Here is a 21,977-nt window from a genome sequence, read left to right as displayed (position 1 = left end):
TGCCACACCGTCACGACGTTGAGGAGTGTTTCGCACGAACTTCAGCCGACCTTGCGCAGATGGGCAGGTGCGACCCGCACCCGGACTTCTTTGGAGAGGAGTTCGATCAACACCATGACGCGGCGCTCGCCATCGGCCATTTGGTAGATGCCTTCGATGCCGGCGAACGGCGCTTCGGTCAGGCGCACGCGCTCGCCCGGCTTGAACAGGCGCTCGGGTTCGGTCCGAACCGATGCTTCCTGAGTTCGCAGCAGTTCGATCAGGCCCTCATCCACCCGCGCCGGTTCGGCACCGAAGCTGACCAGCCGGCTGACGCCCTTGGTCGAACGGATGGGCGCCCAGCTCAAGGCCGAATCGCCCAGGCCCAGGCAGATGAACAGGTAACGCGGGAACAGGGGCTCGTCCAGGACCGTCAGCGCGCCCTGACGGAGCTTTTCGGACGGGCGGGTGGGCAGATAGCACTGGTAGCCCTGGCGCTGGAGGTTTTCCAGGGCGCACATTTCCTGCTTGGGCTTGGTGTGGACGAGATACCAGTGCATGGGCACCACCGAAGGCTATTCTTGTCGTCGGCATTTTATCCTTCGGCTCAGTGGCTCAATGTTCGGCGTGAACACTGGCGCAGTTTGTACGGTGCATCAACAAAACGCCCCCAGTGACCTGAAACGACGCCAGACTGGCGCACGGAGAGTGGCGAAAAGCCGCACAGTGCCTGGGGTAACGCCAAATACAAAAAGGCGAGCCTTGGAGTGGGCTCGCCAAAAATATGGTGGACCGAAGGAGGATCGAACTCCCGACCTCTGCATTGCGAACGCAGCGCTCTCCCAGCTGAGCTATCGGCCCGCGAAGTACCCATTATACCGAAAACCGTGCCGCTCCATGCCGATGGCTGCACGGGGTGCCGCCACCGACCAAAACTGTATACACGTCGGATGGGTCGCAGCGGCGCAAGGGCGCGTGCGCCGTCCGGGTGGGGCGGTGCGTGTGCGGGTCGCGGCCAGGGGCTCCCACAGCGCCCGCGGTGGTGGGGGCTGTACAACGCCTGCGCGCGACGCGCATGGAGCGCACGGTGGATGCCTATCTGCTGGACTGGGCCAATTTTTTGTTGCGCTGGCTGCATGTGATCGCGGCCATCGCGTGGATTGGGTCGTCGTTTTACTTCGTCTTTCTGGACAGCAGCCTGACGCCGCCGGCGGACGAGCGGCTGCTCCGCGACGGGGCCTCGGGTGAGTTGTGGGCGGTGCACGGCGGCGGGTTCTACCACCCGGTCAAGTATGCGGTGGCGCCGCCCAGTCTGCCGCCCCGATTGCACTGGTTCTATTGGGAGAGCTACACAACCTGGCTCAGCGGCTTTGCCCTGTTTGCCGTGTCCTACCTGTGGCAGGCCGATGTCTATCTGGTCGATCCGCGGGTGTATGCGTGGCCGGCACCGTGGATGGCCGGTGCGGCCGCGCTCGGGTTTCTGGTGGTGTTTTGGGTGCTGTACGACGGCATTTGCCGCCTCTGGGGCCAGACGCCGGGGGGCGACCGCAAGGTGGGGTGGGCGGTCGTGGCCTTGGTGGCGGTGGCCGCGTGGCTGGCGTGCCAGTGGTTTGCGGGGCGCGCCGCGTTTTGATCGTCGGGGCGATGCTGGCGGCGGCCATGAGTGCCAATGTGCTGTTCTGGATCATCCCCGGCCAGCGCAAGGTCGTGGCGGCTTTGCGCGCGGGTCAGGCGCCCGATCCGGCGCATGGCCAGCGCGGCAAGCAGCGCAGCGTGCACAACACCTATTTCACGCTGCCGGTGGTGTTTGCGATGCTGAGCAACCATTACAGCTTTCTGTACGGGCACGCATCCAATGCGCTGGTGCTGCTGGCGCTGATGGCCGCGGGCGCGGCGATTCGCCAGTTTTTCGTGCTCCGCCACGGCTTCCACCTGGGGCGCAATGCGCACCCGTGGCCGTATGCGGCGGTGGGCGTGGCGGTGATCGGCGCAGTCGTTGTCTGGCTGCGGCCGGCAACTCCCGCCAGTTCGGGGGCCACGGCGGTCCCCCCCGATGCGGCCCAGGTTATGGCGGTGGTGCAGCAGCGCTGCGTGACGTGCCACGGCGAGGCGCTGGCGTCCAAGAATGTTCGGTTGGACTCCGCGCCGGCGCTGGCGCAGCATGCGCAGGCCGTCTATCAGCAGGTGGTCGTCACGCGCCAGATGCCGCTCAACAACGCGACCGGAATGACGGAGGACGAGAGCGCCCTGATCGCGGCGTGGCTGCGCGCCGGGGGTGAAGGCGCCTCATCGCCCTGAAGCGCGGAATCAGCCTTCCACCGTTTTGACGTCCATGACCCGCAGGCTCACCCCACCGGCCTGCCGGGCGGCCTTGTCGCCGATGACGGGTTTGTTGGCGTAGGACTGGTAGCGCTCGCGCAGCGGTTGGATGACTTCGGCCAGTGCTGCGGCGTCGTCGATGCGTGATTCATAGCGTTTGAGCACGCCCCAGGCGGATTCGATGACTTTGGCGTTGCAGGTGGCGCGCCCTTGCTCGATCAACTCAAGCACGGCCGCGCGCGGATTGCCGGCCAGACTCTGGCGCATGGCGTGTTCCACGATGCCCAGCACCTCGTTGTGTAGGGTGGACAGCCGCTCGGCATACGGGGGGTGGGCGTTGGCAGCTTGCGCCAGCAGCGCCGTCAAGGCCTTGGAGGTGCAAAAGCGCCGCCCCAGCACGGACAGGCGTTCCTCGACCTCGTCGATCTGGATGGCGCGCTGGGCCAGGTAGGCGAGCAGCGTGGTCAGGTTGCAGGCGGCCTCGAAGTCGAAGTCCGCCTCGGTGATGGTGGCCATCATCGCGCGCACCTCGCTGAGTACCCGCGCCACCTGCGCATCGTGCAGCAGCAGGGCGATTTCGAGCACCTGGGCGAGCCGCCGTAGCCGCAGCGATTTGGGGTGGCGCTCCACCATGCGCAGGGCGTCGTCCAGGTAGCGTTGCAGGGCTTTGCGGTCCCCGGCCTCGAAGCGCATGAAGCCCAGCAGCACCAGCGACTGCGCATCGAACATCTTGGAGTCCAGCCCCAGCCGGACCGAGCGCGCCAGCAACTCCTCGGCCAGCGCACTCTGGCCGCAGTAGTGCGCCAGCATGCCGTGGCGCTGCAGCCGGCTGATGGACGAGGGCGTCAGCTCGGTGGCCATGCGGTAGGCGGCCAAGGCGGCGTCGAAGTTGCCCAGCTCGATCTGGGCGCGCCCCATGACGTCGTAGGCGTCGGCGTAGCCGGGCTCGCCGTTGATTAGGCTCTCCAGAGTCTGGCTGGCCTTATGCGACTGACCGGCCTCGAGCTGCGCGCGCGCCACACCCAGCTTGGCCCAGGGCATGGCCTTGGCCTCGACCACCGCTTCGTACAGGCGCTGAGCCTCGTCGTAGCGCTCCAGTCGCAGCAGCAACTCGGCGCCCACTCGCGCCGCGTACAGCCAGTAGTCGTCACGCTGCTGAAAGCGCCGCAGGCACAACTCGGCCGCGCGCTCATATCGCCCGCCCTCGACGGCCTCGAAAATGTCCTTGAGCACCGTCTTGCGGTGCCGCGCCTGGCCAATGCGCTGTGCCAACTGGCTGGCGGTGAAGGGTTTGAGCAGGTACGAGTCGAGCGCGGACTCGGCCGCCTCGGCGACCTTGGAGTAGGCTGCCTCGGCCGTCACCATGATGAACACGGTGGCGAAGGGCAGCAGCCCGGCGCGGCGCAGATCGTCCAGCAGCGCCTGGCCCGTTCCCCTGTCGTTGGGAAAATGCTGCTCGCACACCACGACGTCGAAGGTGCGAAACTCGAGCTGGCGGCGCGCGTCGGTGATGCGAGGGCTTTGCGCCACCGTGCGAGCGCCCATCTCGCGCAGTTGGGACACCAGGATGGAGCGCGACGTGGGATTGCCATCGATGACCAGCGCCGTGGCCCCGTACAGATCCATCAGGCTCATGGCGCGGGATTATCGGCATGCCCAGGGGGGATGGCGGGGGGCGCGGCGCGGTCCATGGGGCCCAGATTGACGCCCCCCGAGGGGCGCAGCCGCGGGTCGCCCAAGGCGGGGCGGTTGCGCGCCGTCCCATACGCCTGGCGCAAGGCGGCCACCCGGGTGCGCCAGCTGTCGGCGTTGGGGATGTCGCTGTCGTAGCGCTGCAACATCAGCCAGGCGGCCTCCACCGCCCGGGCGTTGATGCTCTCCTGTGCCACGGCGTACAGCTCCGCCAGCGCCAGCACTGGCTCGCCCTGGCTGGCGCGGCGCAGCGCCTGCTCGATGCGCTGCACCATGGCGGCTTCGCACTCGCGCAGGCGTTCGGCATACCGGGTGTGGTGGCTGGCGGCGTTGGCGAGCAGCTCGCCCATGGCCTTGGAGGTGGCAAAGCGCAGGCCCAGCCGGGTGACCAGGGCCTCTTGGTCGGGCAGGGCCGTGTGCCGCGCCAGGGCAGCGAGCACGGCCAGCAGGTTGCAGGCGGCCTCCATGTCGAAGTCGGGAGCGACGACGGTCTCGCCGATGGCCATCAGGGCGGGCGCGATGGCGTCTGCGCTCTGCTCGTTGGCATGGGCCAGCAGATCGACCAGTTGCACGAAGCGCTGCAGCCGCGCGTCGTCGGGGTTGGCCAGGGCGCGCTTGCGCAGCTCGCCGTGATGGCGCTCCAGCTCCGCCGGGTCGCGGCGCTCGAAGGCGGCGATGGCCAACAGCACCAGGCTCTCGGCGTCGAACATCTTGGAGTCGAGCCCCAGGTAGGAGGCGCGCTGCAGCAGTTCGATGGCCTTGTCCCGGTTGCCCACAAGAAACGCCAGCATGCCCAGCCGCTGTTGGCGGCCGATGGCCATGGGGGTGGCCTCCAGCGCCTTGCTCTGGCTGTCGAGCGCGTCCTCGAACTGCCCCAGCTCCATCTGCGCCCGCCCGAGCACGTCATAGGCGTCGGGGTAGTCGGGGGCGGTTTCGATTAAATGGCGCAGGGTGTCCAGTGCCGCTGCGGTGGCCCCGCTGTCGAGCTGGCAGCGCGCCACGCCCAGCAGGGCCCAGGGGTGGGGTTCGGTGTCCCAGATGGATTGGAACAGGGCCTGCGCTTGGCCAAAGCGGCCCAGACGCAGCAAAATCTCTGCCCCCCAGCGCGCGGCCGACAACCACTGTGGCCCTCGCGCCGCAAAACGCTGCAGGCATAGCTCGACGGCGTCGTCGTATCGGCCTTCTTCCAGCGCGCGGTGGATGTCCCACAGCGCCGCCTTGCGCCGTTGCGCCTGTTCGATGCGGTCGTACAGGCTGCCGGCGGAGTAGGGCCGCACGATATAGCTGTCCACCGACGACTCGGCCGCTTCGGCGACTTTCAGGTAGGTGGCCTCGTCGGTGATGAGGATGAACACCGTGCCAAACGGCAGCAGCCCGCTGCGGCGCAGGTCGTCCAGCAGCGCCTGGCCGGAGCCGCCGCGCGGGAAGGCGTCGCTGCAGACCACGAGGTCGAAGGCGTGGCGCTCGATCTCGCGCCGCGCATCGGCGATGCGGCTGGCTTGGCTGATGGAGATGAAGCCAAAGCCCCGCAGCTGCCCCGCCAGCGTCATACGGGTGGTGGGATTGCCATCGACGACCAGTGCGGCCGCTCGGTGCATCTCCACAGGCCCCCCTGTGCCCGGCCCCGACACGGGCATGCTCACACCACCGCGCCCAGCTTGAAGATCGGCAGGTACATTGCCACCACGATGCCGCCGATGATGGTGCCCAGGATGACGATGATGATCGGCTCCATGAGGCTGGACAGACCGGCCACCATGTCGTCGACCTCCTGCTCATAGAAGTCGGCCGCCTTGCCGAGCATGTGGTCGATCGAGCCGGATTCCTCGCCGATCGCGCACATTTGCAGCACCATCGACGGAAAGATGCCGGTGTTGTTCATGGCCTGTGTCAGCGCCGTGCCGGTGGCGACTTCCTGCTGGATCTTGGCGGTGGCATCGGCGTAGACCGAGTTGCCGGCCGCGCCGCCGACCGAAACGAGCGCGTCCACCAGCGGCACGCCGGCGGCGAACATCGTCGACAGCGTGCGCGTCCAGCGCGCGACGACGGACTTCTCGACCAACTGGCCGAAGATCGGCAGCCGCAGCAGCAGCCGGTCCATGAAGCGCTGCACCTTCTCGCTGCGCTTCCAGGCCTGAAAGAAGAAGTAAAGCCCGCCGCCCAGCGCGCCGAAGATCAGCCACCAGTAGGCGACGAAGAATTCGCTCATGGCGATGACCGCCAGCGTCGGCGCCGGCAGGTCGGCGCCGAACGAGGTGAACACCTCCTTGAACGCCGGCACCACGAAGATCATGATCACCGAGACAACGATGAAGGCCACCACCAGCACCGCGGTCGGGTACATCAGCGCCGACCTGACCTTGCCCTTGATGGCCTCGGTCTTTTCCAGGTAGGTGGACAGGCGGTCGAGGATGTCCTCCAGGATACCGGCCGCCTCACCCGCCTCCACCAGGTTGCAGTACAGCGAATTGAAGTAGGCCGGGTGCTTGCGGAACGCCGCCGACAGCGAGGTGCCGGTCTCGACGTCGGTGCGGATCTCGTACAGCAGCCGCGCCACGCTCGGGTTGGGGTTACCGCGGCCGACGATGTCGAACGCCTGCAGCAGCGGCACGCCGGCCTTCATCATTGTGGCCAGCTGGCGCGTAAAGATGGCGATGTCCTTGGGCTTGATGCGTTTGGCCGAGGCGAAGCGCTTGCGGCGCACCTTCTGCACCACGATGCCCTGGCGGCGCAGCTGCGCCTGCACCTGCGCCTCGCCGGCGGCGCGCAGTTCGCCCTTAACGGTCTTGCCGTGGCGGTCCTTGCCCTCCCACTCGAACACGTGGTCCCGGGCGGCGGGGGTTGCGGTGGCCATGGGCGATCCCTCTGTGGATGTCGGCGATGAACGGGCGCGGGCGACTGGAGCCGTCAGTCGTTGGTGGCCGACAGAACCTCCTCCAACGACGTGATGCCCATCTTAACCTTGCGCAGGCCGCTTTCGCGCAGCGTGCGCACGCCCTCGCGGCGGGCCTGCTCGGCGATCTCCAGCGCGCTGGCGCCGCGCAGGATCAGCTGCTGGATCGCCTCGCTGACGGGCATCACCTGATAAATGCCGACACGCCCCTTGTAGCCGTCGTGGCAGGCGGAGCAGCCCACCGGTTTGTACGGCTGCCAGTCGCCCTCCAGATCCTGCTCAGTGAAGCCGGCGTCCAGCAGCGCCCGGCGTGGCAGATCGTGGTGCGGCACCTTGCACTTGGGGCACAGGCGCCGTGCCAGCCGCTGGGCGGTGATCAGGTTGACGCTGGCGGCGATGTTGAACGGCGCCACGCCCATATTGACCAGGCGCGTCAGCGTCGAGGGCGCGTCGTTGGTGTGCAGGGTCGACAGCACCAGGTGGCCGGTCTGCGCGGCCTTGATGGCGATGTCGGCAGTCTCCAAGTCGCGGATTTCGCCGACCATGATGATGTCCGGGTCCTGGCGCAGAAAGGCGCGCAGCGCCGCGGCGAAGGTCAGGCCGGCCTTCTCGTTGACGTTGACCTGGTTGACGCCGGGCAGGTTGATCTCGGCCGGGTCCTCGGCGGTGGAGATGTTGACGCCGGGCTGGTTGAGCAGGTTCAGGCAGCTGTACAGCGACACCGTCTTGCCCGAACCGGTGGGACCGGTGACCAGCACCATGCCGTAGGGGCGGTTGATCGCCGCCAGCAGTTTGTCCTTCTCGTCCGGCTCGTAGCCGAGCGCGTCGATGCCCATCTGCGCGCTGCTCGGGTCCAGGATGCGGATGACGACCTTCTCGCCGAACAGCGTCGGCAGCGTGCTGACGCGAAAGTCGATCACCTTGTCCGGGCCGACCTTGAGCTTCATGCGCCCGTCTTGCGGCACGCGCTTCTCGGCGATGTCGAGCTTGGAGATGACCTTGATGCGCGAGGCCAGCTTGTCCTTGATCGCCACCGGCGGCGTGGCGATCTCGCGCAACTGGCCGTCGATGCGCATCCGCACGCGGTAGTGGTGCTCGTAGGGCTCGAAGTGCAGGTCCGACGCGCGCATGGTGTACGCGTCGAGCAGCATCTTCTGCAGAAATTTGACGATCGGGGCGTCCTCGACCTCGGCGGCCACCTTGTCCGCCGGCTCGGCCGAGGTCATTTCGATGCCCTCAGCCTCGAAGTCGAAGGTCTGGCCGACGATCTGCTCGATGACCTGCCCGGCGCTGGCGGTGTAGGTCTCGACCAGTTTGCCGAGCTTGTCCACCTCGGCGATGATCCAGTCGACGGCCAGTTGCGTCTCGAACTTGACTTTCTCCGCCGCCTGCAGATCCGATGGGTCGGCCGTCGCCACCGACAGTCGGCTGCCACGGCGGGCCAGCGGCACGATGCGATACTGCTGGCAGGTTTTGGGGTCGAGCAGGTGGTGCGGCAGCCGCTGCGGATCGATGGCGTCCAGGTCGATCAGCGGCGCGGCAAACGCCACCGACATGGTGTGCGCCAGATCGCTCGGTGAGACGAGGGCGCTGCCGATCAGTTCGGTGATGAAGCCGGTCTGGTGACTTTGGGCACGGGCATAGAGGGTTTCGGCCTGTTGCTGGGACAGCGCGCCCGCGGCGATCAGCGCGCGCGCCAGCCCCGGCAGGGCCATCGTGGCGACGCCGTCGTCATCGGTCATGGCGGTCCTCGGGGCGGGCGGTGCGCATCGGCTCGTGTATATTTCGCGCTCTTTCCGCGACGTTCGCGGCAAGATCAACACAAGTTCGGTGCATAGTACGGAGTCACCATGGATCTGCGCAAACTCAAGACGCTCATCGACCTGGTCTCGGAATCGAACGTTTCCGAACTTGAGATCACCGAAGCCGAAGGCAAGGTCCGCATCGTCAAGGCCGCTCCGGCTGCACCGGTCATGATGCCGGTGGCGGCGCCGGCGGTAGCCGCTCCGGCCGCACCCATCACCCTGACGGCGCCCGTGCCCGCCGAGGCGGTCGCCGCGCCGGCGCCCGCCGAGATCCAGGGACACGTGATCAAATCGCCCATGGTCGGAACCTTCTACCGTGCCCCCAGCCCGGGCGCCAAGCCGTTCGTCGAGGTCGGCCAGGCGGTCAAGGAGGGCGAGCCGGTGTGCATCATCGAGGCGATGAAGATTCTCAACGAAATCGAGGCCGATCGCGCGGGCGTGATCAAGGAAATTTTGGTCGAGAACGGCCAGGCCGTGGAATACGGCCAGCCACTGTTCGTCCTCGAGTGAGGACGCCGCCATGTTCAAAAAGATTCTGATCGCCAACCGCGGCGAGATCGCCCTGCGGGTGCAGCGCGCCTGCCGCGAGATGGGCATCAAGGCCGTCGTCGTCTACTCCGAAGCCGATCGCGAAGCCAAGTACGTCAAGCTGGCGGACGAGGCGGTGTGCATCGGCCCGGCGCCCTCGAGCCAGAGCTACCTCAGCATGCCGGCCATCATTTCGGCCGCCGAGGTCACCGACGCCGAAGCCATCCACCCCGGCTATGGCTTTCTGTCCGAAAACGCCGACTTCGCCGAGCGGGTGGAAAAGAGCGGTTTCGTCTTCATCGGCCCGACGCCGGAGTCGATCCGCCTGATGGGCGACAAGGTCTCGGCCAAGCAGGCCATGATCCGCGCCGGCGTGCCGACCGTGCCGGGCTCGGACGGCGCGCTGCCGGACGACCCGGCGGAGATCAAGCGCATCGCGCGGTCCATCGGCTATCCGGTCATCATCAAGGCCGCCGGGGGCGGCGGCGGGCGCGGCATGCGCGTGGTGCACACCGAGGCAGCGTTGCTGCACGCCGTGCAGACCACCAAGAGCGAGGCGGCGGCGGCCTTCAACAACCCCGAGGTGTACATGGAGAAGTTCCTCCAGAACCCTCGGCACATCGAGATCCAGGTGCTGGCCGACCAGCACCGCAACGCCGTCTACCTGTTCGAGCGCGACTGCTCCATGCAGCGCCGCCACCAGAAGGTGATCGAAGAGGCGCCCGCCCCGGGCATTCCGCGCCGCCTGATCGAGCGCATCGGCGACCGCTGCGCCTCGGCGTGCAAAAAGATCGGCTACCGCGGGGCCGGTACCTTCGAGTTCCTGTACGAAAACGGCGAGTTCTACTTCATCGAGATGAACACGCGCGTGCAGGTCGAGCATCCGGTGACCGAGATGATCACCGGCATCGACATTGTGCGCACCCAGATCCTGGTGGCCGCGGGCGAGAAGCTGCCGTTCACCCAGCGCCAGCTGCAGTTGCGCGGGCACGCCATCGAGTGCCGTATCAACGCCGAGGATCCGTACAAGTTCACGCCGTCGCCCGGGCGTATCACGGCCTGGCACGCCCCGGGTGGCCCCGGGGTGCGGGTGGATTCGCACATCTATTCGGGCTACACCGTGCCGCCCCACTACGACTCGATGGTGGGCAAGATCATCGTGCACGGTGACACCCGCGAGCAGGCGCTGGCGCGTATGCGCGGTGCGCTGGCCGAGGTGGTGATCGAGGGCATCAAGACCAATGTGCCGCTGCACCGCGAGCTGATGGTGGACGCCAACTTCGAGGCCGGTGGCACCAACATCCACTACCTCGAGAGCTGGCTGGCGCAACGTGAGCGGGGCTGAACCGATGGCTGGCGCGGCGCGCTGGCACGAACTGCTGTTGCGCGTGCCCGAGGCGCGTGTGGAGGTTGTCTGCGACGCGCTGGAGGCCTTGGAGGCGCTCAGCGTCTCGGTCGAGGACGCCGATGCGCACACCCCGGCGGAGCGGGCGCTGTTCGGCGAGCCTGGGCTGCCCGCGCCGGCGCCTGGGTGGCAGCGCTCGCAGGTGGTTGCGCTGTTCGACACCGAAGCACAAGCCCGCGAAGCGGCCGCCTTGCTGGCCCTGCAGGACTTTTTTGCCGATTGCGAGGTGGTCGGCGTGCGGCCGGTGGTCGACACCGACTGGGTGCGCCTGACGCAGTCCCAGTTCGACCCCGTGCCGATCGCGCCCGATTTTTGGATCGTGCCGAGCTGGCACGAGCCGCCCGCCGAGGCCCGCACCGTCATCCGGCTCGACCCCGGGCTGGCGTTCGGTACCGGCACCCACCCCACCACGCGCATGTGTCTGCGCTGGATCGCCCGCCACGACATGGCGGGCCGGCGCGTGCTCGACTACGGCTGCGGTTCCGGTATTCTGGCTATCGCCGCGGCCAAGCGGGGCGCGGCGACGGTGGACGCGGTGGACATCGACTCGGCCGCCGTGGAGTCCACCCGGCTCAACGCGGCAGCCAATGGGGTGGCCGTGAACGCCGGACTGCCCGAGGCGGCCCAGGGCCGCTACGGGCTGGTGCTGGCCAACATCCTGGCCACGCCGCTCAAGGTGCTGGCCCCGCTGCTGTGTGCCCACGTCGACGACGGGGGCGATCTGGTACTGGCGGGCATACTGGAACGCCAGGCCGACGAGCTGCGCGAGGTCTATGCCGCTTGGTTGACGCTGGCGGTCACCGACGCCGAGGACGGCTGGATCCTCATGACGGCCCGTCGGGGCTGAGTGCTGCGCAGCGCCCCGGACGGCGCCGTCATAATCGCGGGCATGAGCTTCATTACCCGCTGCCCATCGTGTGGAACGGCCTTCAAGGTCGTGGCGGATCAGCTCAAGATCGCCGACGGCTGGGTGCGCTGCGGCCATTGCCAGCAGGTGTTCGATGCCACGCTGGACCTGCAGCCGGCCTTCGCTCCGCTGCCCTCTTCTGCGCCCCCGTCGCCCGAGGCGGCACCCCAGCCGACCGCCCCGCCACCGATCCCCGCCACGGCACCGCCGGGGAACGCGGCAGCCGAGCCCGAGCCCGCCCCTGGGCCGCAACAGGCGCCCGAACCGGCGCCGTGGCCCGAGCCCGAGTTCGACCTGCAGGAGCCGCGCTATGACGGGTACGATGCCGTCCCCTCGGTCGAGGCGGGTGGCGCGGACGCGGCGCGCGACCAGGGCGGCGACCATGACCCGTTCGGCGAGCAGGCCGAGGTGACGGCGCAGGAACCGTCGTTCGTTCGTCAGGCGCGGCGGCGGGCCTTCTGGCGCAGCCCCATCGTGCGTGTCATCCTCGCGCTGTTGGCGTTGGGGTTGGCGGCGCTGCTTGCGGGACAGATCGCGTGGTACTGGCGCGACGCCCTGGCGGCGCGCTACCCCGCGGCCAGACCGGCCCTGACGGCGTTTTGCGACCGCCTGGGGTGCACCATCGCGCCGCCCCGGCGGCCACAGGATGTGCTCATCGAGGGCTCGGTGCTGCTGCGGCGCGCGCCGGACCGCTACAGCTTTCACCTCGTGGTGCGCAACCACGCGGACACCGAGGTGGCGGCACCCGCGCTGGAGCTGACCCTGACCGATCTGCAAGACCAGGTGCTGGTGCGCCGCGTCTGGACGCCCGACGCGTGGCCACAGCCCCTGGAGCGGCTGGCGCCGGGGGCCGAGTGGCCGTTACAGCTGGAGCTGGCCTTCGACCACCCCGACGCGGCCCGCATGACGGGCTACCGGGCTGTGCTCTTCTACCCCTGACGCCCTGCGAGGCGCTGTTTTTTACCTCCTCCCCATGACCATCCTCGTCTGCGGTTCCCTGGCCTTCGACACCATCATGGACTTCGAAGGCCGTTTTGCCGACCACATCCTGCCCGACCAGTTGCACATCCTGAATGTGTCGTTCCTGGTACCGGGGTTGCGGCGCGAGTTTGGCGGCTGCGCGGGCAACATTGCCTACGGCCTGCGGTTGCTGGGCAGTGCGGTGCGGCCGGTAGCGGCGCTGGGCGCCGATGGCGAGCACTATCTGCAGCGCCTGCGCGCCCTGGGCATCGACGTCTCCGCCGTGCGCCTGATCACCGAGAGCTACACCGCCCAGGCGATGATCATGACCGATCGCCACAACAACCAGATCACGGCTTTTCACCCGGGTGCGATGGCGCTGGCCCACACCAACCCCATCACTGCCACCGACGGGGTGACGCTGGCGATCCTCTCACCCGACGGCAAGCGGGCCACCTGGGAACATGCGGAACAACTGCACGTGGCGGGCGTGCCCTTCGTGTTCGACCCCGGCCAGGGATTGCCGATGTTCGATGGCGCGGAATTGCTGCGGCTGGTCGATCTGGCCGATTGGGCGGCCTTGAACGATTACGAAGCCCGGCTGCTGTGCGACCGCACGGGTTTGACCCTGCCCGAGCTGTCGCGGCGGCTGCGCGCTCTGGTCGTGACTTTGGGGGAGCAGGGCTGCGACGTCTGGCAGGATAGCGAGTGCATCCGCGTGCCCGGTGTGCCGGCGGCCGAGATCGTGGACCCCACCGGGTGTGGGGATGCGTTTCGGGCCGCCTTGCTGCACGGTCTGGCCCGGGGCTGGTCGGTCACCGAAGCGGCGCAGCTGGGCAACCGCATGGGGGCAGCGAAAATCGCCACCCGCGGAGGCCAAAACTACCGTTTCGACGTCTGACCCGCAGGCACAGGGCAAACCCGCCGTTCACACACGGACAGCGGGATCGCCATAGGCCAGCGGATGCCCGTTCAGGGACGCGGGCCGGTCGGGAAGGGCCAGGCGGCTTTCGGGTTGAGCTTGGTTTGCGCGCTGGGTGCGGGGGCGGCGGCGGCCTTGGTCGCTTTCTTTTTGAGCGTGGTCTTGGTGGGTTTTTCCGCGGCCGGGGCCTTCACCGCCTTGTCCGCCTTGGCGGCCTTCGGGGTCTTGACGGCCTTTTCGGTTTTGACGGCCTTTTCGGTTTTGACGGCCTTTTCGGTTTTGGTGGCGGGTTTGGCTGCGGCCTTGGTTGCCGCAGGCTTGGCAACGGGCTTGTCGGCAGCCTTGGCTCCAGGGGCTCTCGCCTTCTTGGCCGTGGCGGGGGTCGCGGTGGACTTGGCGGCGGCTTTCGGGGCCGCCTTGGCCGGAGCCTTCTTGGTACCTTTCGGCGCCGCTTCGGCGGTCGTCGGGGTGGCCGTCTTGGCGGTCTTCTTCGCCGGCGTGGCCTTCGCTGCCGCTTTTTCCGTCGCTTTTTCGACCGGTTTGGCGGCTGCCTTGGCCGCGGGTTTGGCCGCCGGGGCCTTGGCCGTCGACGGCGCGGCCGCTGCCTTCGGCGCAGCGGGGGCCTTGTCGGCCGTCTCCGTCGCCTTGGCGGCGGCTGCCGACTTGGCCGCGGCCTTCTTCGGCGCCGCCTTCGCGGCCTTCGGGGTGGCTGCCTTCGCGGCCGTCTTCTGCTTCGCGGTCTCGGTGGCCGCGGCGGCGGCCTTCTTCGCGGTTGCCATGGGGGTTCTCCTGCTTCAGGTTGGCGGGGGTTGGAAGGGGGGAGGCCGCGAGATGCAGACGACGGGCGCGCCGCGGATCAATCCCAGGACAGCGCGCCGCCCGATTGGTACTCGATCACGCGGGTTTCGAAGAAGTTACGCTCCTTCTTCAGGTCGATCATCTCGCTCATCCAGGGGAAGGGGTTTTCCTCGTTGGGGAAGAGCGGCTCCAGGCCGATCTGGGTGGCGCGCCGGTTGGCGATGTAGCGCAGGTAGCCCTTGAACATGCTGGCGTTCAGCCCCAGTACACCGCGCGGCATGGTGTCCTCGGCGTAGCGATATTCCAAATCCACGGCCTTGAGGAACAGCTCTTTGATCTCGGCCTTGAAGGCGGGCGTCCACAGGTGCGGGTTCTCCAGCTTGAGCTGGTTGATCATGTCGATGCCGAAGTTGCAATGCATCGATTCGTCGCGCAGGATGTACTGGTACTGCTCGGCCGCCCCCGTCATCTTGTTTTGCCGCCCCAGCGCCAGGATCTGCGTGAAGCCGACGTAGAAGAACAGCCCCTCCATCAGGCAGGCGAAGACGATCAGCGACTTCAGCAGCGTCTGGTCGGCCTCGGGCGTGCCGGTCTTGAAGGCCGGGTCCATGATCGCGTCGATGAAGGGAATCAGGAACTCGTCCTTGTCGCGGATCGACGGGATCTCGTGGTAGGCGTTGAAGATCTCGCCTTCGTCCAGCCCTAGCGACTCGACGATGTACTGGTAGGCGTGGGTGTGGATGGCCTCCTCGAACGCCTGGCGCAGCAGGAACTGGCGGCACTCCGGCGCCGTGATGTGGCGGTAGGTGCCCAGCGTGATGTTGTTGGCGGCCAGCGAGTCGGCGGTGACGAAGAAGCCGAGGTTGCGCTTGACGATGCGGCGCTCGTCCTCGGTCAGGCCGTTGGGGTCTTTCCACAGCGCGATGTCGCGCGACATGTTGATTTCCTGCGGCATCCAGTGGTTGGCGCAGGTGGCGAGGTATTTCTCCCACGCCCATTTGTACTTGAAGGGGACGAGCTGGTTGACGTCCGTCTGGCCGTTGATGATGCGCTTGTCGGCGACGTTGACGCGGCGAAAGCTCGCCGCCTGCGCGCGCACCGACTGGCCGGCGGGGGCGCTGGCGGCGGCCGGGGCGGCATCCGGCGTGGCGCTCACCGGAGAGACATAGTCGAAGCCCGCGACGGGGGCGTTGGGCGTGGCGCCGAAGAGGGAGCCGGCCCCCACGGCCGGTTGCAGCGCAGGCGCGGCCTCGGGCGTGCGGCGTGCCGTTTGGGGGGCAACGGTGGGCGTTTGGTCTTCCCAGGTCAGCATGTTGGTGTCCGATTCGTGAAATTATTGAAAGGCATCGACGAAATGACAAGCGTTTGGCCCTGTGCCGGGGGCGCCGGTGGCCGCTGGCGGGGCGGGCTGTTGCGTGAGGGCATCAGCCCGGCCGGCGCCGGCGGCGAGGGCCGTCATTGACAGGCTTCGCAACCCGGGTCGTCGATGGCGCAGAACTTGATGTCGGTGGCGGGCTCGACCGCCCCCGGCGCCGCGGCGGCAGGGGCGCTGCCGGCGGTGGGCACGGCGTTGAGCGCGCCGCTGCGCACGGTGGACTTTTCGGCGTGGGTGGCGCCGGTGGTGCGCAGGTAGTAGGTGGTCTTCAGGCCGCGGATCCAGGCCAGCTTGTAGGTCTCGTCCAGCTTCTTGCCCGAGGCGCCGGCCATGTAGATGTTGAGGCTTTGCGCCTGATCGATCCACTTCTGGCGCCGTGCGGCAGCTTCCACCAGCCACACCGGCTCGATCTCGAACGCGGTGCGGTAGAGCTCCTTGAGGTCCTGCGGCACGCGGTCGATCGGCCACAGCGAGCCGTCGAAGTGCTTGAGGTCCATGATCATGACCTCGTCCCACAGGCCCAGGCGCTTGAGGTCCTTGACCAGATAGCTGTTGATGACGGTGAACTCGCCCGACAGGTTGGACTTGACCGACAGGTTGCCGAAGCACGGTTCGATGGACGCATCCACCCCGATGATGTTGGAGATGGTGGCGGTCGGGGCGATGGCGATGCAGTTGGAGTTGCGCATGCCGTCGCGGGCGATCTTGGCGCGCAGCGCGTCCCAGTCCAGCGTGCGCGAGCGGTCCACCTCCAGGTAGCCGCCGCGCTGCTGCGCCAACAGGTCCAGCGTGTCCAGCGGCAGGATGCCGCGGTCCCACAGCGAGCCCTTGAAGGTGGAATAGCGGCCGCGCTCCACCGCCAGGTCGCTGCTGGCCCAGTAGGCGTAGTAGCAGATGGCCTCCATCGAGCGGTCGGCGAATTCCACCGCCTCGGGCGACGCGTACGGGATGCGCAGCTCGTACAGCGCGTCCTGGAAGCCCATCAACCCCAGGCCCACCGGGCGGTGGCGCAGGTTGGAGTCGCGCGCCTTCTTGACAGCGTAGTAGTTGATGTCGATCACGTTGTCCAGCATGCGCATGGCCACCGTGATGGTGCGCTGGAGCTTGTCGTGGTCGAGTTCCTTGCCGTTGGGGCCGTCCTTGAGGTGCCGCGCCAGGTTGACCGAGCCGAGGTTGCAGACGGCGGTTTCGGTGTCGCTGGTGTTGAGCGTGATCTCGGTGCACAGGTTGGAGGAGTGCACGACGCCGACGTGCTGCTGCGGGCTGCGCACATTGCACGGATCCTTGAAAGTGATCCACGGGTGCCCGGTCTCGAACAGCATGGTCAGCATCTTGCGCCACAGGTCCACGGCGCGCACGGTCTTGCACGGCTGGATCTCGCCGCGCGTGGCCTTTGCCTCGTAGGCGAGGTAGGCCTCTTCGAACGCCTGGCCGACCTTGTCGTGCAGGTCCGGCACGCTGGACGGCGAGAACAGCGTCCAGTCGCCGTTTTCCATCACGCGCTTCATGAACAGGTCCGGGATCCAGTTGGCCGTGTTCATGTCGTGCGTGCGGCGGCGGTCGTCGCCGGTGTTCTTGCGCAGCTCCAGGAACTCCTCGATGTCGAGGTGCCAGGTCTCCAGATAGCAGCACACCGCGCCCTTGCGCTTGCCGCCCTGGTTGACCGCGACCGCCGTGTCGTTGACGACCTTCAGGAACGGCACCACGCCCTGGCTTTCGCCGTTGGTGCCCTTGATGTGGCTGCCCAGCGCGCGCACGCGCGTCCAGTCGTTGCCCAGCCCGCCGGCAAACTTGGACAGCAGGGCGTTTTCCTTGATCGACTCGTAAATGCCGTCCAGATCGTCGGGCACCGTGGTCAGGTAGCAGCTGGACAGCTGCGAGCGCAGCGTGCCCGAGTTGAACAGCGTGGGGGTGCTGCTCATGAAGTCGAAGCTGGAGAGCACCTCGTAGAACTCGATGGCGCGCGCCTCGCGGTCGATCTCGTTGAGCGCCAGGCCCATGGCCACGCGCATGAAGAAGGCCTGCGGCAGCTCGATGCGCTGCTTGCGCACATGCAGGAAGTAGCGGTCGTACAGCGTCTGCAGCCCCAGGTAGTCGAACTGCAGGTCACGCTCGGGTTTGAGCGCCGCGCCCAGACGGGCGAGGTCGAAGGTCTGCAGCTCGGGGTTGAGCAGCTCGGCCTCCACGCCCTTTTTGATGAAGGCCGGGAAGTACTCGGCGTAGCGCTCGCGCATCTGCGCGTGCGGGGTTTCTTCGCCCAGCACCTCTTTGTAGATGGTGTGCAGCAGCAGCCGCGCGGTGGCGTAGGTGTAGTCGGGGTCGGTTTCGATCTTGGTGCGCGCGGCCAGGATCGCGGCCTTGTGCACCTCCTCCATGGGCACGCCGTCGTACAGGTTGCGCAGCGTCTCGGCCACGATCGGCTCGGCCTTGACGTCGGCGCCCAGCCCCTCCACCGCGGAGTGGATCAGCGCCTGCAGGCGTTCGAGGTCGAGGGGGCGCCGCTCGCCGCCGTCGACCACGTGCAGCACGGGCTGGGCAGGTTGCGCCTGGGCCGCCTTGGCGGCGCGTTCCTGCGCTCGGCGTTCGCGGTAGAGCACATAGGCGCGCGCGACCTCGTGGTGGCCGCCGCGCATCAGGCCCAGTTCCACCTGGTCTTGCACATCTTCGATGTGGAAGGTGCCGCCGCCGGGGCGCGAGCGCACCAGGGCGCGAACGACCGCCTGGGTCAGTTGGTCCACCGTTTCGCGCACGCTGGCCGACGCGGCACCCTGCGGGCCATGGACGGCCAAAAAGGCCTTCATCATAGCGACGGCGATTTTGTTGGGCTCGAACGGGACCACCGCGCCGTTGCGGCGGATGATCTGGTAGTGTGCCAGTGTGGCGCTGCTGGTGGCGCGTGCCGGTTCGGCGACGGCCATCGAGCGGGCGGCGGACGAGGGGGAGGTGAGGGTGGTCTGCATGGATCCTCGCGGAAGATCAAGGCTGCGGATGCTGGCGTGCAAACACTATATGTAGTGTTTGACGTCAGCCGAAAACACTATCCGTAGTGTACCGACGCAGGCCCTGGGGGCAAGGGGGCGGCCCCAAAAAAAATTTATCCCCCGGCCCGATCCATATCCCCGGGTTTTTCCTGGGTGGGGGGCTGGCCTGGCGCTTTGCTGGCAAACCACGCCGCCGGCCAGCCGGTCAGGCGGATCAGTCGCGCCCAATCGAAGCCAGGGCCAGGGTCGCGCTTGCGCCCGGGGGCGACGTGCTCGTGCCCGGCCACCGCATGCAGCGCCGGCAGGCGTGGGCGCAGCGCCGCCAGCAGCGCGGCCAGCGCGGCGTACTGCGCGTCGGTGAAGGTGTCGCCTTCCAGCCCTTCCAACTCGATGCCGACCGAGAAGTCGTTGCAATTTTCGTGCCCCTGCCACGACGAGCGGCCGGCATGCCAGGCGCGGCGGTCCAGCGCGACGAACTGCACGCACTCGCCGTCGCGCCGGATCAGGAAATGCGCCGAGACCTCCAGCCCGCGGATGTCCTGGAAATAGGGGTGCGCGTCCCAGTCCAGCGTGTTGGTGAACAGCCGCTCGATCCACGGGCCGCCGTACTCGCCCGGCGGCAGGCTGATGCTGTGCAGCACCACGAGCCAGGGCTGCACGCCGGCCGGACGCGGACCGTGGTTGGGCGAGGGCGCGCGGCGCGCGCCGGGCAGCCAGCCGTCGTCGGCGTCGGGCAGCGCAGCCATGGTCAGCGCACCCACTGGTTGAGCTCAATGATCGGCAGCATCACCGCCAGCACGATCAGCAGCACCACGCCGCCCATGGCGATGATCAGCAGCGGCTCCAGCCATGTGGTCAGCCGCAGCAGGCGGCGCTGGGCGTCGTCGGCCAGTTGCTGCGCGGCGCGCTGCAGCATGGGGCCGAGCTGGCCGGTCTGCTCGCCCAGCCGCGCGAACGTCACCAGCAGCCCGGCGAGCGCCGGGCGGGTGGCCAGTGCCGCGGCCAGTGGCGCGCCTTCGCGCACCAGCGCCAGCGCTTCGTGCACGTCGCGCTGCAGCGCGGTGTTGCGCAGCGTGTCGGCGGCGGTGGCCAGCGCCCGCAGCAGTGGCACGCCTGCCTGCACCAGCAGCGCCAGCGTCGCCGCCAGCCGCGCCACGTCGAGCTGGCGTGCCAGCCGTCCCAGCACCGGCAGGCGCAGCCAGGCGCGATCCAGCGCCAGCCGCGCCGCCGGGCGCTGGTGGGCCAGTCGCCAGGCCGCCACCCCTGCAGCCAGCAGCGGCAGCAGCGTCCAGCCCCAGCCGCGCAGCCACGCGCTCATCTGCAGCACCAGCACCGTCAGCGTCGGCAGCGCGCGTTTGCCGCTGGCGAACGCCTGCGCCACTTCTGGCACGACGTAGGTCATCAGAAACACCACGATGGCCAGCGCGAAGGCGGTGACGATGGCCGGGTAAAGCAGCGCCGCCAGGATGCGCTGGCGCAGCGCCTCGGCGGCTTCGCGCTCGTCGGCCAGCCGCTGCAGCACGGTGCCGAGGCGCCCGCTGGCTTCGCCGGCGGCCACCATCGCGCGGTACGGCGCGTCGAACACGCGCGGATGGCGCGCAAGCGCCGCCGCAAGCGTGCTGCCGGCGTTGACCTCGGCGCGCAGCTCGGTGACGAGCGCCTGCTGCGCAGCGTCGTCGGCCTCGCGGGCCAGTTCGGCCAGCGCCCGCTCTAGCGGCAGGCCGCTGTCGACCAGCGCGGCCAGCTGCCGCGTCCACGTCGCCAACCGCGCCGCCGGCCAGCGGTGCGCGCCGCCACGGGCCGAGGCTGCTTTGTCGAGCGCCGTTACCTGCAGCGGCACCAGCCCATGCGCGCGCAGCTGCGCGCGCGCGGCGCGCGCGTGCTCGGCCGCCAGCGTGCCGCGCTGGCGCCGTCCGTGCGCGTCGAGGGCCTGGTAGCGGAAGGTCGGCATCGCGGGGCGGTAGGGCTCGGGGTCGCTCAGTCGCGCGTGACGCGCCAGACTTCCTCGGCGGTGGTGATGCCTTGGGCCACCAGCGCGTCGCCGGCCTGACGCAGCGGCACCAGGCCGTGTTGCAGCGCGTGCGCGCGCAGCGCGGCTTCCGGCGCGCGGTCGTGAATCAGGGCGCGCAGGCCCTCATCGACCACCATCAGCTCGAACAGCCCCGTACGTCCGGCGTAGCCGGCCTGGCCGCAGTCAGCGCAGCCGGCGCCGCCGCAGGCCGGGCAGAGCTTGCGCACCAGCCGCTGCGCCAGCACGCCGAGCAGGGAGCTGGCCAGCAGGAACGGTTCGATGCCCATGTCCACCAGGCGCGTGACGGCGCTGGGCGCGTCGTTGGTGTGCAGCGTGGCCAGCACCAGGTGGCCGGTCAGCGACGCCTGGATGGCGATCTGGGCGGTCTCCTGGTCGCGGATCTCGCCGATCATGATCACGTCCGGGTCTTGGCGCAGGATGGCCCGCAAGGCCTTGGCAAAGGTCAGGTCGATCTTGGTGTTGACCTGGGTCTGGCCGATGCCGCTCAGCTCGTACTCGATCGGGTCCTCGACCGTCATGATGTTGAGCCGCTGCGCATCCAGCCGCGACAGTCCGGCGTAGAGCGTCGTGGTTTTGCCGGAGCCGGTGGGGCCCGTGACGAGCACGATGCCGTGCGGCTGGTGGATGAGTTGGTCAAACCGCTGCAAGGTCTCGCCCTGCATGCCCACGGCCTCCAGGCTCAGCACCCCCTCGGACTTGTCGAGCAGCCGCAACACCGCTCGCTCGCCGTGGGCGCTGGGCAGTGTGGAGACGCGCACGTCCACCGCGCGGCCGCCCAGCCGCAGCGCGATGCGCCCGTCTTGCGGCAGGCGCTTTTCGGCGATGTCGAGCTCGGCCATGATTTTCAGGCGCGAGATCAGCGCCGCGTGCAGCGCCCGGTTGGGCTGCACCACCTCGCGCAGCGTGCCGTCGACGCGAAAGCGAACGCTGGAGTGGCGCTCGTACGGCTCGATGTGGATGTCGCTGGCGCGCTCGCGCACGGCTTGCGTCAGCAGCGCGTTGAGCATGCGGATGATCGGCGCATCGTCGGCCGATTCCAGCAGGTCCTCGATCTGGGGCAGCTCCTGCATCAGGCGCGATAGGTCGGCCTCGCTTTCGACCTCGCTGACGATGGCGGCGGCGCTGGAGCCGCTGCCGTCGGCGTAGGCGGCCTGCAGCCGGGCATCGAAAACGGCGGCAGCTTCGCGCTGCAGCCGGCAGGGGCCGTGCACGCGCTGTGCTTCGGCGATGGCCGCGATCTGCGCCGTCGGCAGCGGGCCGGCGGCGTTGGCGCGCACGATCAGCCAGCGCTCGCCGCGGTCCACGTGCAGCAGCACGCCGTGGGCGCGCGCCCAGGCATAGGGCAGCGGGTAGGCAGCGCTCATCGGGCGGGATTGGGGGC

General features: G+C 68.4%; 16 protein-coding genes, 1 tRNA gene and 1 pseudogene. 6 read left to right on the top strand and 12 right to left on the bottom strand.

Annotated elements, in window-relative coordinates; all coding sequences use genetic code 11:
• Window positions 1-41: 41 nt before the first annotated feature.
• Complete coding sequence (gene rfaH / locus V7026_RS06790) at window positions 42-539, bottom strand: transcription/translation regulatory transformer protein RfaH (RefSeq protein ID WP_334154603.1); 498 nt, start codon at window positions 537-539, stop codon at window positions 42-44.
• A 225-nt stretch (window positions 540-764) separates the two neighbouring features.
• Window positions 765-840, bottom strand: a tRNA-Ala gene (locus V7026_RS06785).
• Between the two features lie 226 nt (window positions 841-1,066).
• Here V7026_RS06785 and V7026_RS06780 point away from each other — a divergent pair.
• Window positions 1,067-2,277: pseudogene (locus V7026_RS06780) on the top strand (urate hydroxylase PuuD).
• Between the two features lie 9 nt (window positions 2,278-2,286).
• Here V7026_RS06780 and V7026_RS06775 read toward each other — a convergent pair.
• Genes V7026_RS06775 through pilB form a run of 4 tightly spaced genes read right to left on the bottom strand, consistent with a single transcriptional unit; the run spans window position 2,287 to window position 8,625 of the window.
• Window positions 2,287-3,933 (bottom strand): response regulator, encoded by a 1,647-nt coding sequence (locus V7026_RS06775; protein ID WP_334154602.1) that lies wholly within the window; start codon window positions 3,931-3,933, stop codon window positions 2,287-2,289.
• Entirely contained in the window at window positions 3,930-5,588 is a 1,659-nt protein-coding gene (locus V7026_RS06770) for a tetratricopeptide repeat protein (protein ID WP_334154604.1), read from the bottom strand. Before V7026_RS06770 ends, V7026_RS06775 begins: the two co-directional genes overlap by 4 nt.
• Window positions 5,589-5,629: 41 nt before the next feature.
• On the bottom strand, window positions 5,630-6,844 hold the full coding sequence (locus V7026_RS06765; RefSeq protein WP_334154601.1) for a type II secretion system F family protein: 1,215 nt from the start codon (window positions 6,842-6,844) through the stop codon (window positions 5,630-5,632).
• A gap of 53 nt (window positions 6,845-6,897) precedes the next feature.
• Window positions 6,898-8,625, bottom strand: a complete 1,728-nt coding sequence (gene pilB, locus V7026_RS06760; protein ID WP_334154600.1) for a type IV-A pilus assembly ATPase PilB — start codon at window positions 8,623-8,625, stop codon at window positions 6,898-6,900.
• Between the two features lie 108 nt (window positions 8,626-8,733).
• Here pilB and accB point away from each other — a divergent pair, with 108 nt between their 5' ends.
• From accB to V7026_RS06735, 5 genes are read left to right on the top strand one after another with little or no spacing between them, the layout of a single operon-like run.
• Entirely contained in the window at window positions 8,734-9,198 is a 465-nt protein-coding gene (gene accB, locus V7026_RS06755; RefSeq protein WP_334154599.1) for an acetyl-CoA carboxylase biotin carboxyl carrier protein, read from the top strand.
• A 10-nt stretch (window positions 9,199-9,208) separates the two neighbouring features.
• Window positions 9,209-10,561, top strand: a complete 1,353-nt coding sequence (gene accC / locus V7026_RS06750; RefSeq protein ID WP_334154598.1) for an acetyl-CoA carboxylase biotin carboxylase subunit — start codon at window positions 9,209-9,211, stop codon at window positions 10,559-10,561.
• Window positions 10,562-10,565: 4 nt separating this feature from the next.
• The gene (prmA, locus tag V7026_RS06745) at window positions 10,566-11,468 is read left to right on the top strand and encodes a 50S ribosomal protein L11 methyltransferase (protein ID WP_334154597.1); all 903 of its coding nucleotides are present in this window, start codon (window positions 10,566-10,568) and stop codon (window positions 11,466-11,468) included.
• Between the two features lie 42 nt (window positions 11,469-11,510).
• Window positions 11,511-12,467 (top strand): zinc-ribbon and DUF3426 domain-containing protein, encoded by a 957-nt coding sequence (locus tag V7026_RS06740; RefSeq protein WP_334154596.1) that lies wholly within the window; start codon window positions 11,511-11,513, stop codon window positions 12,465-12,467.
• Between the two features lie 34 nt (window positions 12,468-12,501).
• Window positions 12,502-13,389, top strand: a complete 888-nt coding sequence (locus tag V7026_RS06735; protein WP_334154595.1) for a carbohydrate kinase family protein — start codon at window positions 12,502-12,504, stop codon at window positions 13,387-13,389.
• A 71-nt stretch (window positions 13,390-13,460) separates the two neighbouring features.
• Here the strand turns inward: V7026_RS06735 and V7026_RS06730 are convergent, their stop codons facing one another.
• The 6 genes from V7026_RS06730 to V7026_RS06705 form a co-directional block, all read right to left on the bottom strand.
• Window positions 13,461-14,189: a histone H1 gene (locus V7026_RS06730; protein WP_334154594.1), complete on the bottom strand. Its 729-nt coding sequence runs from the start codon at window positions 14,187-14,189 to the stop codon at window positions 13,461-13,463.
• Window positions 14,190-14,266: 77 nt separating this feature from the next.
• Window positions 14,267-15,520: a ribonucleotide-diphosphate reductase subunit beta gene (locus tag V7026_RS06725; RefSeq protein WP_334154593.1), complete on the bottom strand. Its 1,254-nt coding sequence runs from the start codon at window positions 15,518-15,520 to the stop codon at window positions 14,267-14,269.
• Window positions 15,521-15,663: 143 nt separating this feature from the next.
• Complete coding sequence (locus V7026_RS06720; protein ID WP_334154592.1) at window positions 15,664-18,543, bottom strand: ribonucleoside-diphosphate reductase subunit alpha; 2,880 nt, start codon at window positions 18,541-18,543, stop codon at window positions 15,664-15,666.
• A 134-nt stretch (window positions 18,544-18,677) separates the two neighbouring features.
• Window positions 18,678-19,310, bottom strand: a complete 633-nt coding sequence (ampD, locus tag V7026_RS06715) for a 1,6-anhydro-N-acetylmuramyl-L-alanine amidase AmpD (RefSeq protein WP_334154591.1) — start codon at window positions 19,308-19,310, stop codon at window positions 18,678-18,680.
• 2 nt (window positions 19,311-19,312) lie between these two features.
• The gene (gene gspF, locus V7026_RS06710; RefSeq protein ID WP_334154590.1) at window positions 19,313-20,515 is read right to left on the bottom strand and encodes a type II secretion system inner membrane protein GspF; all 1,203 of its coding nucleotides are present in this window, start codon (window positions 20,513-20,515) and stop codon (window positions 19,313-19,315) included.
• Window positions 20,516-20,541: 26 nt separating this feature from the next.
• Window positions 20,542-21,960 carry a GspE/PulE family protein gene (locus tag V7026_RS06705; RefSeq protein WP_334154589.1) on the bottom strand — a complete coding sequence of 473 codons (1,419 nt, stop codon included), beginning with the start codon at window positions 21,958-21,960 and terminating at the stop codon, window positions 20,542-20,544.
• Window positions 21,961-21,977 lie beyond the last annotated feature (17 nt).

It is taken from the genome of Tepidimonas sp. (assembly GCF_036825565.1).
Lineage (GTDB): Bacteria > Pseudomonadota > Gammaproteobacteria > Burkholderiales > Burkholderiaceae_C > Tepidimonas.
This window is presented reverse-complemented; position numbering and strand designations above follow the sequence as displayed.